Raw genomic sequence first — 15595 nt, 5'->3', positions numbered from 1 at the left:
AAGATTGCGATTCTATTTTTCTTTAGAGGAAATTTTCTTTGTAGTGAGGGGAAATTTTAAAAACTGCTAGGAGTTACCCAAGCAGTAAGGGCTAAAATTTTAAAATTCTAGTGTAGAGCTAGTATAGAGAAAGAATAGTTTGCAAAAAAAGTCCTTGCAGATGAGAGATTGAGGCTATGATTTGCGAATAAGGAGATAAGACATAAAGTCTATCGATGTGGTGAGCAAGAAATTCCTTGATGTATCGCTGTAAGTTAGATTTTAGAGGGGCTTATAGCTCAGGTGGTTAGAGCGCACCCCTGATAAGGGTGAGGTCGGAGGTTCAAGTCCTCCTAAGCCCACCAAAAATTGTTCTTTTTGATGCTTTTGCAGAGCATTAGAAATTTTTTCGGTCATTGCCTATTAGGCAACTCCTTTCAAAAATTTCTAATAACAACTACAAATGTCATTCAAAAATAACTAATTTTATTTCTTATCTTAAATTTGGGGAATTAGCTCAGCTGGTAGAGCGCCTGCTTTGCACGCAGGAGGTCAGCGGTTCGATCCCGCTATTCTCCACCATAGGTTTTTATTTTACTTTGTATCAAACCTTGCTTTAATAATCTTTTATTGCTAAAGTTTTGAATACTTTACAAAAAGGTCTTTATGCAAAGACTTAGGTTTTATGTAAGGTTGCACTCTTTAAATATGAAGTTGTTTGGTTTTTAAAGTTTAATGAGAGACTTAACTTGAATATAAGCTTCTCATTAGACTTTAAGTCTAGTGTTATTTGAAAATTTATTGTTAATAGCCTAAGTAATAAAGACTACAATATACTCCTTATTTTATGTGTGCAACATACATTCAATAAGGTAGTTCTTTTAGGATACATTCATTTATCTAAAAGGTAAGTAAGCTTTTAAGGGCAAATGGTGGATGCCTTGGGTGATAGAGGCGATGAAGGACGTACTAGACTGCGATAAGCTACGGGGAGCTGTCAAGAAGCTTTGATCCGTAGATTTCCGAATGGGGCAACCCAACATATAGTAATATATGTTACCTTTAATGGAGCGAACCTAGCGAAGTGAAACATCTCAGTAGCTAGAGGAAAAGAAATCAACAGAGATTCTCTTAGTAGTGGCGAGCGAACGGGGAATAGGGCAAACCGAATGCTTGCATTCGGGGTTGTGGACTGCAATATCCACTTAGAGAATCTAGCAGAAGTGTTTGGAAAGACATATCATAGAGGGTGATAATCCCGTATGCGAAAGATTCTTTATAGGTAGCAGTATCCAGAGTAAGCCAGGACACGTGAAATCCGGGCTGAAGCAGGGGAGACCACTCTCCAACCCTAAATACTACTATCACACCGATAGCGAACCAGTACCGTGAGGGAAAGGTGAAAAGAACCGCAGTGAGCGGAGTGAAATAGAACCTGAAACCATTTGCCTACAATCATTCAGAGCCCTATGATTTATCAGGGTGATGGACTGCCTTTTGCATAATGATCCTGCGAGTTGTGGTATCTGGCAAGGTTAAGCAAACGCGAAGCCGTAGCGAAAGCGAGTCTGAAAGGGCGTTTAGTCAGATGCTGCAGACCCGAAGCGAAGTGATCTATCCATGGCCAAGTTGAAGTAAGTGTAATAGCTTATGGAGGACTGAACTCGTACCCATTGAAACGGGTTGGGATGAGCTGTGGATAGGGGTGAAAGGCCAAACAAACTTCGTGATAGCTGGTTCTCTTCGAAATATATTTAGGTATAGCCTCAAGTGATAGTAATAGGGGGTAGAGCTCTGATTGGGCTAGGGCTGCTCACCGCGGTACCAACCCCTGTCAAACTTCAAATACCTATTGCCGTATCTTGGGAGTCAGGCGGTGGGTGATAAAATCAATCGTCTAAAGGGGAACAACCCAGACTACCAACTAAGGTCCCAAAGTTCTATTCTAAGTGGAAAATGATGTGAAGTTACTCAGACAACCAGGAGGTTGGCTTAGAAGCAGCCATCCTTTAAAGAAAGCGTAACAGCTCACTGGTCTAGTGATTTTGCGCAGAAAATATAACGGGGCTAAGATAGACACCGAAGTTGTAGATTGTGCTGATGCACAGTGGTAGAAGAGCGTTCGTATTGCGTTGAAGGTATATCGGTAAGAAGTGCTGGAGCGATGCGAAGTGAGCATGCAGGAATGAGTAGCGATAAAAGTGGTGAGAATCCGCTTCGCCGAAAGTCTAAGGTTTCCTACGCGATGCTCGTCATCGTAGGGTTAGTCGGGTCCTAAGCCGAGTCCGAAAGGGGTAGGCGATGGAAAATAGGTTAATATTCCTATACCAATAGTAGTGTGCGATGGAAGGACGCATAGGGTTAGGTGAGCCAACTGATGGAAGTGTTGGTCTAAGAGCGTAGATTGGGGGAGAGGCAAATCCACCCCTGTATTCGAAACTTGAAAGGCTCTTTGAAGTCTTCGGATGGAAAGGAGAATCACTGATACCGTCGTGCCAAGAAAAGTTTCTAAGTTTAGCTACTATTGCCCGTACCGCAAACCGACACAGGTAGATGAGATGAGTATTCTAAGGCGCGTGAAAGAACTCTGGTTAAGGAACTCTGCAAACTAGCACCGTAAGTTCGCGATAAGGTGTGCCACAGCAATGTGGTCTCAGCAAAGAGTCCCTCCCGACTGTTTACCAAAAACACAGCACTTTGCAAACTCGTAAGAGGAAGTATAAGGTGTGACGCCTGCCCGGTGCTCGAAGGTTAAGAGGATTAGTCAGCCGCAAGGTGAAGCTTTGAATTGAAGCCCGAGTAAACGGCGGCCGTAACTATAACGGTCCTAAGGTAGCGAAATTCCTTGTCGGTTAAATACCGACCTGCATGAATGGCGTAACGAGATGGGAGCTGTCTCAACCAGGGATTCAGTGAAATTGTAGTGGAGGTGAAAATTCCTCCTACCCGCGGCAAGACGGAAAGACCCCGTGGACCTTTACTACAGCTTGGCACTGCCGATGGGAGCATTATGCGCAGGATAGGTGGGAGGCTTTGAAATCTTTACTCTGGTAGAGATGGAGCCATCGTTGAGATACCACCCTTAATGTTTCTGTCTGCTAACTAGCTTGAGTTATCCTCAAGTAGGACAATGCCTGGTGGGTAGTTTGACTGGGGCGGTCGCCTCCTAAAAAGTAACGGAGGCTTGCAAAGGTTGGCTCATTGCGGTTGGAAATCGCAAGTAGAGTGTAATGGCATAAGCCAGCCTGACTGTAAGACAAACAAGTCGAGCAGAGACGAAAGTCGGTCATAGTGATCCGGTGATTCTGTGTGGAAGGGTCATCGCTCAAAGGATAAAAGGTACCCCGGGGATAACAGGCTGATCTCCCCCAAGAGCTCACATCGACGGGGAGGTTTGGCACCTCGATGTCGGCTCATCGCATCCTGGGGCTGGAGCAGGTCCCAAGGGTATGGCTGTTCGCCATTTAAAGCGGTACGCGAGCTGGGTTCAGAACGTCGTGAGACAGTTCGGTCCCTATCTGCCGTGGGCGCAGGAGAGTTGAGGAGAGCTGTCCCTAGTACGAGAGGACCGGGATGGACATGCCACTGGTGTAAGAGTTGTTCTGCCAAGAGCATCGCTCTGTAGCTACGCATGGATGTGATAACCGCTGAAAGCATCTAAGCGGGAAGCCAACTCCAAGATAAACTCTCCCTGAAGGTCGCAGCAAGACTAGCTGCTTGATAGGGTAGATGTGTAAGCATAGTAATATGTTCAGCTGACTACTACTAATAGACCGTTTGGCTTATTTGTCAAATCTTTAATAAGTGAAATCCTAAAAGACTGCCTTATTGAGTGTATGGAGTTTTTAATAACTTAAGGCTATTAGCTTGAAACTAAGTAGAACAAAACCCAATGGAAAATGGAAATAAGGGTAAATGTGCTGTATTTGCTTTGCTAAGATTCTAAAAGAAGTAGCTAAGGCTTTAAATCTTAAAGAGAGATTGTTTGAGTGTATGAGCAGCTTTATAAAGATTTAGCAGAAACTAGCGAGAATCAATCTGATTGGAAAGTAAATGTTGCGAATATTTAGCCTGAATGTTTAGATATAGATAGAGGCAAAATACACTTCTCTTTTAGAGCAAAACATAAAGCGAACTTATTATTTATCTTTATTTCCCTTTTCCTTGTGTTTATAGAGAGGAGGACACACCCAGCTCCATTCCGAACCTGGCAGTTAAGCTTCTCTTCGCTGATGATACTGCACTTTGCAAGTGTGGGAATGTAGGTCGATGCAGGGATAGGGGAAATTCTACAATATACTATCAATACACAAGAAAATAGAATACCACAAACAGAATCTTTCAAATAGAACAGAATAACAAAAAAATAGAATGTAATAGGGTTTGGATTCTGGGGGTTAGATTCCATAGTAGGAAGTAAAAAGAAGTAAAGCGTTTAGGATTGTCTTTCACTGTTTGGCTGCTAAGCTAGAAGTGTTGCATTTTTGCTTTTTTTTCACAATATTACTAAATGCCAATTCACGCTTTGTGATGATAGATTCTCGCAAGACGTCAGCAACAAAGTGCCTTTCATAAAAAAAACAAATGGCTCGCATTACCGACAGCCAAAATTTCACTTACAGAATCTTGGATATTTATAGAAACTTGGGCAGATTGGCTTTAGAGTCGGTATATATTCTTAATATAAAATAAATAGGCTCTATTTGTTCGCGCGTGGATTCTCACATAGGCTCGGCTTTTACATTTGGCTTTAATTTTTCAGAAGCGCGCGCATTGCAGTTTTTGATATAATCAACATTTATATTTTTAATTGAGGTGTGGGAATGTTTGAGCTTGTGATGCCGCTAAAAACGCTTGATAGTGTGAATCTGAAATTAACACTAGAATATATTGTCCGTTTTATAAATCCCAAGCGCATTGTAATTATCACAAATCACCAGAATTTTAATCCCACACTTTCCAAATCTTTTGGTAATAAAATCACCTTTTTAGATGAGGATAAATTAATCGAGGGTTTGAATTTGCAAAGCATTCAAAATAAAATTAACACAAGAAACAAAGCCTACATCAAAAGGGCAGGCTGGTATTTGCAGCAATTTCTTAAAATGGGCTATGCACGCGCAAAAATAGCTAGCGGGGGGGGGGGCATATCTCATTTGGGACGCAGATATTATCCCTTTAAGAGAACTTCAATTTTTTGAAAATGAAAAAGTGCTTTTTGGATTTGGGGGCGAATATCACAAACCCTATTTTCAGACTCTTTCTCGCCTTTTACCGCATTTGCGTAAATGCGTAAATGTGAGCTTTATCGCAGAATATATGATGATAGATTCTCAAAAAATGTGCGAGCTTATCGAAATGATAGAAAAAAGACACAGCAAGCCTTTTTGGAGTGCGATTTTAGATTGCATTGATGATAAAAATTTAGGCGCTTCTGGGTTTAGCGAGTTTGAAACCTATGGAAACTTCATCGCGCTAACCTATCCGCAAAGCTATGTTTTCAAAAAGCGCAAATACGATAGATTCGCAAAAGAAATTATAGGCGCTACTCTTAGCAAAGCCCAGCTTAAGTGGTATGCAAGATCTTATGAAATTTGCGGATTAGAATCTTGGGTGCAAGAAACTTTTTTGTCTCAACTCACACAATACGCTATTGTCCGCAATCTTACCACCCCTAAGATTCTAAGGAGGGCAAAGAAGCTTTATGACAAGCTAAAAAGGTGTTTTAGCAAAATTTAGCAATAAATTCCCTCTAGTCTTAGCAGATACTCTTTTTTATCCACGCCAGCAGTGAAACCTGTAAGCGCGTTGTTACTCCCAATTACCCTATGGCAAGGGATAATAAGCGCAATCGGGTTATGCCCCACAGCCGTGCCAACCGCGCGTGCGGACATTTTTACCACACCCCTTTGGTGCGCAAGAATCTGCGCGATTTCCCCATAAGTCATTGTTTTGCCATAAGGAATATTTAGCAAAATCTCCCACACACTTTGGCGAAATGTTGTCGTGCAGATTGCTAGCGGTGGGGTAAAGTCTGGAATCTTAGCGTTAAAATACTCATCAAGCCATTTGCAAGTTTGGGCGAAAACTTCTGCGCTGCGATTTTTGCGTACCTTATGCGTATCGCTTGCGCGCGTGTTATGCGCGTTAAATGCAAGATTTGCGCTAGATTCTAAATCTGTGCTAGGGCGCAATGTTTTGAAATCCTGCGACTCAATCTTAAACACATCGCCAAAATATTTTTGCCTCTCAAACCACAATCCCACAAGCGCCACACCGTTGCTTGCAAGCGTGAGTTTCCCAAGCACTGAATGATAATAATGCCTATCAAGCACCCCGCACCCTCCTTGAATCTAGCAGGATATTAGCTTACAACAACTTAAAAAAAGTAAAGTAAAAATTATGCGAAAAAAAGCGTAGGAGAGCTTGAATACGAGGAGTTAGAAGAGGAATTAGAATCTAAGATTCTACAATGCGGTTTGGCAATTTTAGATTCTTTGCCTGCGCTTAAGTAATGACAAGGTAAATTGTCATATTAAGCATTAGTAAAATATCTTAGATTTAAGAATCTGCGCCCTCAAATTGTATCACCTTCGCGGATGAATCCCCACTCTATCCCACATACTCCCAATTTGTGCCTTGTGGTGTATCCATAATCTCAACGCCCATATTTTTGAGCTCTTCACGCAGAGAATCCGCGCTCACATAGTCTTTCTGCGCCTTTGCCTGCGCGCGTTTGTTGATGAGATTTTCTATTGTTGCTTTTTTCTCCTCGCTCACACCTAGCTGGAAATATTCCTGCGCGTGCAAAGCCCCTACCCCTAAAAGCGCGCTTATAATATTAAGATTGCACATTGTGCGCGCCTTTAGCCCTTTGTCCTTTGGATTTTTATCAAGCAGTTCGTTTGTGTGATTTAGCATTTCTTCAATCACGCTTAGAGCTTTTGAAATGTTTAAGTCCTCATTGAGCGCTTCTAGCAAGCTTCCCACAAATTCAGAATCCGCACCTTGCAGATTCTGTTGATAAAATTCCTGCAATGCTTTTGCCTCCTTTGGTGTGCTTGCTTCCTCGCTATTTAGGCGCTTTTTTAGCCGATAGATTTTATCAAGGCGCTTTTTTGAGTTTAGCAAATCTAGCTCGTTGAAGCTCAAGCTCAAACGATAATGCACGCCAAGCAAGTAATTCCGCACAATCTCGCCGTGATAAGCTTTCAATGCGTCTTTGAGAAAGAAACTATTACCAAGTGATTTACTCATTTTTTCGCCATTGATGGTTACAAAGCCATTGTGAAGCCAATATTTCGCCAACTCTTTTTGTGTCGCGCAACGCGTTTGACTTGCCTCATTTTCGTGATGAGGGAAGAGCAAATCCGCGCCCCCTGCGTGAATATCAATGCAAAATATCTCGTCTTTATATGCTAAATGCTTTTCAATCATCGCACTACACTCGATATGCCAGCCCGGACGCCCTTTGCCAAAATTGCTTGTAAAGCCCAAATCTTCCTCGCCTTTATAGCCTTTCCACAGCGCGAAATCCCTTGATTCTATCTTGTCGCTTTTGTTTTCAATGCGACTTTGCAAACTTTGAGAATCCTCTTTTGCACGCGATGAAAGCGAGCCATACAGCGGGTCTTTTTGGATACTTAAATACACATCGCCATTTGCACCCTCATACGCATATCCGCTTGCTAAGAGCTTTTCTATCATTTCGATAATAGGCACGAGATTTTCCATAGCGCGTGGCTCAATATCTGCACGCAGGACATTGAGTAAATCCATCTCTTCTAAATATGACTGAATGTAAAACTCGCTCAATTCCTGCATTGAGCTAAATGGCGTATCTGTGCGCTTAGAATCTAAAAGCTTTTTAATAATCTTATCATCAATATCTGTAAAATTTTTTGCAAACACCACTTCATAGCCATTTACCAAAAACACTCTCCGCCACAAATCAAACACAATCGAGCTTCTCGCGTGTCCCAAATGCGCGTAATCATACGCCGTAGGACCGCACACATACATTCTCAGCTTTTTTGGTTTGATACTTTGAAACTCGCATTTTTCTTTTTTCGCGCTATTATAAAGTTTAATCCCTGACACATTTTCCTCCTACAAAGAAATCCCAAATACATATTCATATTTTTGAAAAATACCCAAAAGTGCAATTTCACAAAGCGCAATTATAACAAGCAAAATCCAAGCTTTAAGATTTTTAAGCATATTTAAAAACTCTTTTGCCCCAAAGATTCTAATTGTAAGTGCAAAATACAGCACCCCACCAAGCGAAGATGCGAGCGCTAGCCCACTTGCGCCAAATGGACGCATTAAAAGGAGTGAAAATCCCACCCCGCATAAAAGCGAAATGGCGGAAATCTTTGCGGCTTTGCCCTGCATTTTGTGTGCATAAAGCCAGAGTGAAAAGATTCTCGCAAGTCCAAAAGGCAGCAAGCCAATCATATAGCCAGCAAATACAAGTGCGACTTCCAAAGTATCCTCGCGCACAAACTTTCCGCGCTCAAAAAGTAGCCAAATAATCTCATTTCTTAGCATTATCCCGCCAATCACGCACACTAACAAAACAATAAAAAGTAACCAAAAAGCGCGTTTCATAAGCCTTAGAGCTTGGGAAGTTTGCGCATTTTTGACAGCTTTTGCAATAGTGGGAAAAAGGGCGCTAGAAGCCGCAATGGCAAAAATGGCGAGTGGGAGCTGAAAGATTCTGTTTGCATAATAGAGGTAGCTAATTGCCCCAGAGCTTAAAAACGAGGCGATGAGCGTGTCTAAAAATGACGCAATTTGTGCGGTGGAGCTTCCCAAAAGTGCGGGGAAAAACTGCTTAAAAAAGCTATTCACATCGCACAAGATAGAATCTAGCTTGCTTGGATTGTTTCTGCGCATCTTAAAGCTTTGCATTATTTCACGCACACCGACATAAAACACCCTAAAAAATCCAAACTGCACCAAAGGATAAAAATGCAACACCACCTGCGCTGCGCCACCGCACAAAACGCCATAACTTAGCACATACACCGCTTGTAAATCCTCGCTATCACGCGCGACAAACAGCGCAATAATCATACAGATATTTAAAAGCGCCGTGTTATACGCGCTCACCCAAAAGCAGTTTTTATACTGCAACAGCGAGCCAAAAAATGTCGCACAAAAAATAAGCTCTAAATACCAAAAATTTATTGCCACAATGGGCTTTGCAAGCTCGATTTGAGAATCTGAAAATCCATTTGCCAGCGCCTTTGTAAAAATCCCGCTAAACTGCCACACACAAAGGCTTAGTAAGAAAATAAACGCAAAAAACACGCAAAAAATAATCACGCTAAATGCGCCCTTTTTGCGCGTGTCAATAAAGCTCGGTAAAAAGCTCTGCACAAACGCACCTTCAGCAAAAATGCGCCGAAAAAGATTTGGTAACTTAAACGCGACAAAAAATATATCGCTCGCCACGCCCGCGCCCAAAAATGACGCCATACACAAATCACGCATAAAACCAAAAATGCGCGAGCATAAAATTCCCATAGAGTTTGTTAAAAATGCTTTAAATATCAAAATAGTGCCTTAAAGTTTTATAAGTGTAAAAAAGCTAGAATTTAGCGCGTAATTATAGCAAAGGAGTGGGCAAATGCAAGAATTTCACCCCGTCATTATACGGGAATGCTTTGATGTAGCGCAAAATTTAGAAAGGATTTCAAATCTCTATGTATTGCCTTTTGGTGCGCTTAGCTTTGATATTTTGGAAGTAAGAACCTTTCGCGCGGAGATAAACGGGACAGATTCTAAACAAAAGCTTACAAAAATAGAATCTAGCGAGTTGGATTCTGTTTTGCAAAGTAAATGCTCCTTGCGACAAAGCTTTGATATTAGCGTTCGAGGCGCGAAAAATGAGGATTTAATGCAATTTGTTGCGCTCACATTGCACGCGCATAACGCAAGGGCAAATCTCGTGCTAAAAGCGGGGCTTGAAATACACGAAGATGAAGCATTTTTTGAGAATCTCTATGCGGAGGTGGCGCGCCAACAAGCATTACAAAAAATCATCATTGAGTTAGAATCTAAAGCTAAAAAAGCACGGATTATGGAGATTCTAAAAAAAGGAATCCAAACACTCAAGCAAGAAAATATTCTTAATGAAGATTCTAAACTTAGCAAGGAATTTAGCTTTGAGCTTTTTGCAAGCGAGTATGTGCCTTCACTCCCTTTGCAAGCGGAGTTTTACCCCAAAATAGAATGGGAAAAGGCAAATGACACCACAATGGAATTTGCTTCTTTTGCCGTTGCGCCAAATGACTTAGTGCTAAGGCTCACTCCTCCACAAAATGGCGTAAGTGGGCGAGATTTGCTAGGGGATTACAAACAAGCAGAACGCACAACCGACAACGATGGACAGGAAGCGAAAATGCCAGAAATCAAATACCCACAAGGTGCGTTTAATAAAAGTGATGGCGAAAATGGGAGTGTGCTTTATCACGCGCAGGTTTTGGGCTATGTGTCTTTTTTGCAAGATGAGTTAAAACTGCTTGATGAAAAGGACTTCAAAGAAGTGAGTTTGCGTAGCACCGGGAATCTGCTCGGTGGTAGGGAAAAGGGTATCGCGCTTAGTATCACCTCACCAAACCCAAATGATGACGCACTTGGTAAAGGCACGATTTTAGAAGCGGCGGAAGTGGATATTATAGGTTGCATTGGTGAGAAAAGTCGGATTTTTGCAAATGATTTAAAAGTGCATGGGCAAACGCACCAAAGCTCGTATTTGGAGGCGCGAACTTGCGAGATTGAGTTTCACAAAGGAAGTGTGAGGGCGGATTCTCTTAAGATTAAGCAATCTCAACTAGGTAGCATTGATGCGGGCAGTGTGGAGATTGGCGAGCTTAGCGGTGGAAGTGTGAGGGCAAAGGAGATTAAGATTGAAAAACTGCATTCAAATGCAAAGCTGTATTTTTCGCACTTGCTTGAAATTAAACTTCTTGATGGCGGGGAAAATGAGCTTTACATTTCACCACGCGCGTATTTTAAAGATAGGGAAAAAATCGAGGCAAACACGAAATTTATGCAAGATTGTGTAGATAAGATAAACAGACTGCTTGAGCTTTTGAGCAAAGATAATGCCACAATCAAGCGCGCAAAGCCTATCATCACGCAGCTTAAAGCGATAATGACAGAAAAAAAGCGCCTCAATGAGCCAATTGATAAGCGTATCACAAAAGCTGTGGCAGAATATATCGTCATTGTCCGCCACGCGCAGTTTTTAAAAGAGCGCATACACACCATACAAACAAGCGCAAAAACCTGCGATTTAGAGCTAAAAGCTCTTGATGAGACGCTAAAAGGTGCAAGGATTCTAAACTTTGGCAAATGGCACAGGCATAATGATGTCTTTTATGAGTACCTTTTCCCACAAGGCAGAGATATGATGAGCCTAGAAAACGAGGAGCAATGCAATATTTGTATCGATGAGCTAAAACTCAAGCGATGTTAGGGAGTTTTCAAAAACTTCCTAGAGTTTGGCAAAGGGCAAAGGAATTTGCTTAAAGCAATGTTTGAAGTTTCAAAGAAACAAGTGTAAAATTGTCTGAAAGACAATACGAGAAAAATCAAAAGAGGCGTTATGGCATACAAGGTGGTGCCCATTAGATTGACATAAACCTTAAAAGTTCTAGAGACTTTAGGGTTAGATTTTACGATATTTTAAAGAAGTGCTGAAAAATGCCAAGAAATCCATCAAAACAGAAGTTCAAGAGCTTAGCAAGGATTTGAAAACTTTAGAAAGCGATGAGAATCTGCTGACGATGCAGAAATTATCGAGTTTAAAATAGAGGAGCTAAAACGAGTAAATAAGTCTATTGATTCAATTTCTGCTCTTTAGAATCATCGCTTGGCGATATAAAAAAGGCAATAAATGACATCAGACTTTTTATGTCAAATTATTATAAGTGGAGCTTTATACCATAGAAGGCAGAATCTAAGATTCTTCGGCTAAAGTCTCAGAATGATAAGTCAATTTGTCATCTTGAGCGTTAGCGAAATATCTTAGAATCTTAGATTCTAAACAACTAAAAAACGCCGAGTATGAGCGCGTAGCGGAGGCGAAGCGGAATTTACTTCCGCGAAGGTGATACATTCAAAGGAATAGAATCTTAAAGCTTCTCAACTTTTTGCTATGAAAAATTTTGCTTAATAAATGCTTAAAAAGTTTAGTTTTTGTAGCAAAAAATTTTGAATAAAGTTAAAATTTGTTTATATTTTAAGTTTTTTTTAGTGTTTGTATTTATATAATCCGAACTTTGTTTTAAATCTTACATTAACAAGGAAAAGGAATGAAAAAGCTAACTTCAAACTTCCTTGCAGGCGCGTTAAGTGTTTCACTTTTTGCGTCAGCGGGATTAGCAGATGAGAGGGCGTTGCAAAAGCAAATCGATGAGCTAGAAAAGTTCATTGAAGAAGTAGAGACAAAAGCAGAGTTAAATAAAATCCGCTTTGGACTTGACTTTAACGCTACAATGAATAATGTTTTCACAAGAGACGGTGGCAGAGGAGAAGTTGACTTTCCAAATACAACACAGGCAAATAAATGGGCTATGGGCTTATATCTCAATATGAAAGCAGATATTAACGACTATACAAAATTTACAGGTCGTCTTTCAATGACAAAGGCATTTGGCGACTTGGTTTTTACAACTCCTACTATCGGTTCACTTGACGCGGGGCGCGGTGTAGGCGGAAGCTCGGCGATTTATGTAGAGCGCGCTTATGTGGATTTATTTTTAGGCAATCACTTTGCTTTGACGGTTGGTCGTTTGCCCGGCACTGATGGTCCGGGCTCAAATCTCCGCAATGGCTCTGCTAGAATGAGCACCTATCCAGCCTTAGCAGTAAATGCGCTTGGTGATGGGGGGGTGCTTACTTACTATCCTTTTAGAGATAATAAAGATGTGGCAATTCGCACGGGATTCTCAAAAGTGTATCAGCCTCTCTATCCGACAGAATTTGCAGGTGGTGGAAGTATTTTCTCCCCTGAAAAATCAAGCACAGCAGATGCAAATCTCGTATTTGGGGCAATTGAAACGCCATTTTTACCAAAAAGCTTTGGGACAAGCTTGGCAATGCTAACTTTTATTAACCTTAGCAATTATGCGGCACCGAAAGAAAGTTTGCCAAATAGCATTGCTGATGGGCTTGGAGGTGGAAAAAATGCGACAAATCTTGGTGATATTCGCTATCTTAATGTGCATTTTGAAAATGACAGATTGCTAGGCAGTGGGTTAAATTGGTTTGTATCTTACACTTACTCACAGGGTGTGAATTCACACCTAAATTCTTTAGGTGTGAACGCCCCCAGTTTATTTGCTGAAGAATCCGGCTATGCGGTGCATGCAGGTTTTCGCTATGACTTTAGCTCGTATTTCAAGCTTGGCTATGAGTACTTCCACGGAAGCCAGTATTGGTATGCTTTCTCTCGTGTCAGTGTGAATGACCCATTCAACTTCCGCAATACGCGCGGTGAAGTGCATGATGTGTATGCGATTTTCCAAATTGATATTAATCAATTTTTCCGCCTAAGCTACACAAATCAATACAATAGATACACGACACCTCAACTTTTTGCAGCAACAGATAATCAATACTTGAAAAATCAAAATCTTGCGGTGTCATATTTGCTACGATTCTAAATTAAAGAAAGGAGAAACTTATGAAAAAATATCTTTTAATCGCTCTAATAGCGATAATTCCAAGTTTTGCCCTAGCTAATTGTGCGTCTTTAATGCAAAAGTATGATGCACCAGACCCTGCCTCAAAAACAATGAGTCAGATTCAACGTTGGGTGTCAAAAAAGGTAACAGATAGCGCAGATGCTAAGACTTTGGAAAAATGTATGATAGCCCAAGCTGCGGATAATCCAAACAAAGAGCAAGTCGCTGGTAAATAAATTTTAAACTTATATAAAAAAGGAGTGTCAATTGAATGCGAATGCTAAGAAAGAGAGCATACTAAGTAGATTAAAGAATCTTAGCCTTTCAAGTAAGCTTAATATCGGGCTTTCGACTTTATCAGCATTAATCATACTTTTGGCACTTTCCTTTTTTTTGTTTAAATCCACTTTTTCAGACTTTGTGAGCTATGACGCAAAAAGCTTGCAAAGTGTGGAGGAAAATTTCAAGGCGCTAAACGAGCTTTCTACTCACGCCACAGAGCAAATCAATATAATGAAAGGGCATATAGTCCAGACAAACCAAACGATGGATTCTTATGAGGAGCTTATCGAGCAGTTTGAGTTTATCGGGCAGATTAATGCGAAGCTTATCTCGCTCCTTATCAACCCAAATGACGCAAAAAATAAAAATATTATTCTTCAAATGACAGCAAGCTGGAATGATAGTTTTATTAAGAATGACGCGGATTTGCAGGGCTTTTACCCTAAAATCACAAGCGCGCTTAACTCTCAAAATGTTAAGGATTTATGCTTAAATTTGGAGAAATATTTTCAAGAAATTCATTCAATTTTGATTGAACGCATTTATGATATGACAAGTGATGTGAGCAAAAAGCTTGATAGCTCGACAAAAAACATACAAGAAATTGGGGAGAGTTTAAGTCAAAACTCTGTCTCTCTCTCTGCGGTATTAGAAAATCTAGGAACGCTAGATTCTATGCGAGATTTTGCAAAAAATCAGTCAAATTTTATATTCTTTATGTTGTTGGTGATTTTGCTTATCACAGCGACAAGTATGCTTATTATCTTTAAAATCTTAAGACGCTTTGGGGCGGATTCTCAAAGTGTGGTTTCCTATCTGCAAGATGTTAGCAAAGGTGGGGAAAAACTACGCGCAGGAGGGACTTTGCGACTTGGAAGAGGCGAAAAAGATGAGCTTCATATTGTAGGGCTTTTCATCAATTCCTTTGTTGATAAGATGAAGCAAACTATCGAAGTTGCTGGACATACGACAGAGGAGATTATGCGCTTAAATCAATACATTGCGGATTTGGAGAAAAACATTAAAGACATTGTCGCGCGCACAAGCAAAAATACGCAATCAGGAAATAGCATTGTGGAAGCACTAGATTCTAACATTGAGCTTTCAAACGCCTCACAGCAAAGAATCTCACAAAGCAAAAACTGCCTTGATGATACAAGCTCGCATGTAAATTCACTTTTGCAAGAGCTAGAGCAAGCGGTGCAGAGCCAAAATGAGCTAAACTCTAAACTTCAACATTTGAGTGAAAGTGTAACGCAGATTAAAGATGTTTCTTCACTCATCTATGATGTGGCAGACCAGACAAATTTACTCGCACTCAATGCTGCTATTGAGGCGGCGCGCGCAGGCGAGCACGGCAGAGGCTTTGCAGTCGTGGCTGATGAAGTGCGCAAGCTTGCAGAATCCACGCAAAAAAGCCTGCAAGAAATTGAAGTGCGTATAAATATCGTAATGCACTCACTTGATGAAATTAGTGCCTCAATTACGCAAAATTCCGAAACATTTAATGACCTTTCACGCGAGGCGGACACTTCAAAGCAAAGCATTCAGACGATTCAAGACTTTATGCTTGAAGTGGTGCAAAATACAGATGAACAATCTAAGGGTTCTGCTGCTATCACACAGCAAACGCG

The 15595-nt window shown here is 40.9% G+C and carries 8 protein-coding genes, 2 tRNA genes, 2 rRNA genes and 1 pseudogene; 10 read left to right on the top strand and 3 right to left on the bottom strand.

All coding sequences use genetic code 11. The features are described from left to right. The first annotated feature begins 267 nt into the window (after positions 1 to 267). The 6 genes from A3217_RS04610 (at position 268) to A3217_RS04585 (ending at position 5718) form a co-directional block, all read left to right on the top strand. A tRNA-Ile gene (locus tag A3217_RS04610) sits at positions 268 to 344 on the top strand. Positions 345 to 485: 141 nt separating this feature from the next. Beyond that, positions 486 to 561 (top strand) — tRNA-Ala (locus A3217_RS04605). A 327-nt stretch (positions 562 to 888) separates the two neighbouring features. Beyond that, positions 889 to 3769, top strand: a 23S ribosomal RNA gene (locus A3217_RS04600). Positions 3770 to 4141: 372 nt separating this feature from the next. Beyond that, a 5S ribosomal RNA gene (gene rrf / locus A3217_RS04595) occupies positions 4142 to 4257 on the top strand. Positions 4258 to 4802: 545 nt separating this feature from the next. Then, the gene (locus A3217_RS04590; RefSeq protein WP_066388503.1) at positions 4803 to 5180 is read left to right on the top strand and encodes a hypothetical protein; all 378 of its coding nucleotides are present in this window, start codon (positions 4803 to 4805) and stop codon (positions 5178 to 5180) included. Between the two features lie 97 nt (positions 5181 to 5277). Then, positions 5278 to 5718: a hypothetical protein gene (locus tag A3217_RS04585; protein ID WP_231860198.1), complete on the top strand. Its 441-nt coding sequence runs from the start codon at positions 5278 to 5280 to the stop codon at positions 5716 to 5718. Here A3217_RS04585 and A3217_RS04580 read toward each other — a convergent pair. The 3 genes from A3217_RS04580 to murJ all read right to left on the bottom strand — a co-directional run bounded on the left by A3217_RS04580 (position 5715) and on the right by murJ (position 9540). Continuing rightward, positions 5715 to 6314 (bottom strand): methylated-DNA--[protein]-cysteine S-methyltransferase, encoded by a 600-nt coding sequence (locus tag A3217_RS04580; RefSeq protein WP_066388499.1) that lies wholly within the window; start codon positions 6312 to 6314, stop codon positions 5715 to 5717. The genes A3217_RS04585 and A3217_RS04580 overlap by 4 nt on opposite strands. A gap of 277 nt (positions 6315 to 6591) precedes the next feature. Further along, positions 6592 to 8070: a cysteine--tRNA ligase gene (gene cysS / locus A3217_RS04575; RefSeq protein ID WP_066389730.1), complete on the bottom strand. Its 1479-nt coding sequence runs from the start codon at positions 8068 to 8070 to the stop codon at positions 6592 to 6594. Positions 8071 to 8088: 18 nt separating this feature from the next. Continuing rightward, positions 8089 to 9540: a murein biosynthesis integral membrane protein MurJ gene (gene murJ, locus A3217_RS04570; RefSeq protein WP_066388498.1), complete on the bottom strand. Its 1452-nt coding sequence runs from the start codon at positions 9538 to 9540 to the stop codon at positions 8089 to 8091. A gap of 73 nt (positions 9541 to 9613) precedes the next feature. Here murJ and A3217_RS04565 point away from each other — a divergent pair, with 73 nt between their 5' ends. The 4 genes and pseudogenes from A3217_RS04565 to A3217_RS09680 all read left to right on the top strand — a co-directional run. Continuing rightward, on the top strand, positions 9614 to 11467 hold the full coding sequence (locus tag A3217_RS04565; protein ID WP_066388496.1) for a FapA family protein: 1854 nt from the start codon (positions 9614 to 9616) through the stop codon (positions 11465 to 11467). A gap of 838 nt (positions 11468 to 12305) precedes the next feature. Next, entirely contained in the window at positions 12306 to 13658 is a 1353-nt protein-coding gene (locus tag A3217_RS04560) for a DUF3373 family protein (protein ID WP_066388494.1), read from the top strand. 20 nt (positions 13659 to 13678) lie between these two features. After that, on the top strand, positions 13679 to 13915 hold the full coding sequence (locus tag A3217_RS04555) for a hypothetical protein (protein WP_066388492.1): 237 nt from the start codon (positions 13679 to 13681) through the stop codon (positions 13913 to 13915). Positions 13916 to 15233: 1318 nt separating this feature from the next. Continuing rightward, a pseudogene (locus tag A3217_RS09680) lies at positions 15234 to 15530 on the top strand (methyl-accepting chemotaxis protein); the annotation flags it as partial. Between the last annotated feature and the right edge of the window lie 65 nt (positions 15531 to 15595).

The organism is Helicobacter himalayensis, assembly GCF_001602095.1.
GTDB classification, from domain to species: Bacteria; Campylobacterota; Campylobacteria; order Campylobacterales; family Helicobacteraceae; genus Helicobacter_F; species Helicobacter_F himalayensis.
Note: the sequence above shows the minus strand (reverse complement) of the source record. Positions and strands in the feature narration are given on the sequence as shown.

Coding starts and splice junctions, on each gene's coding strand:
- A3217_RS04590 (WP_066388503.1), top strand. CDS start 4,803: ATGTTTGAGCTTGTGATGCCGCTAAAAACGCTTGATAGTGTGAATCTG.
- A3217_RS04565 (WP_066388496.1), top strand. CDS start 9,614: ATGCAAGAATTTCACCCCGTCATTATACGGGAATGCTTTGATGTAGCG.
- A3217_RS04560 (WP_066388494.1), top strand. CDS start 12,306: ATGAAAAAGCTAACTTCAAACTTCCTTGCAGGCGCGTTAAGTGTTTCA.
- A3217_RS04555 (WP_066388492.1), top strand. CDS start 13,679: ATGAAAAAATATCTTTTAATCGCTCTAATAGCGATAATTCCAAGTTTT.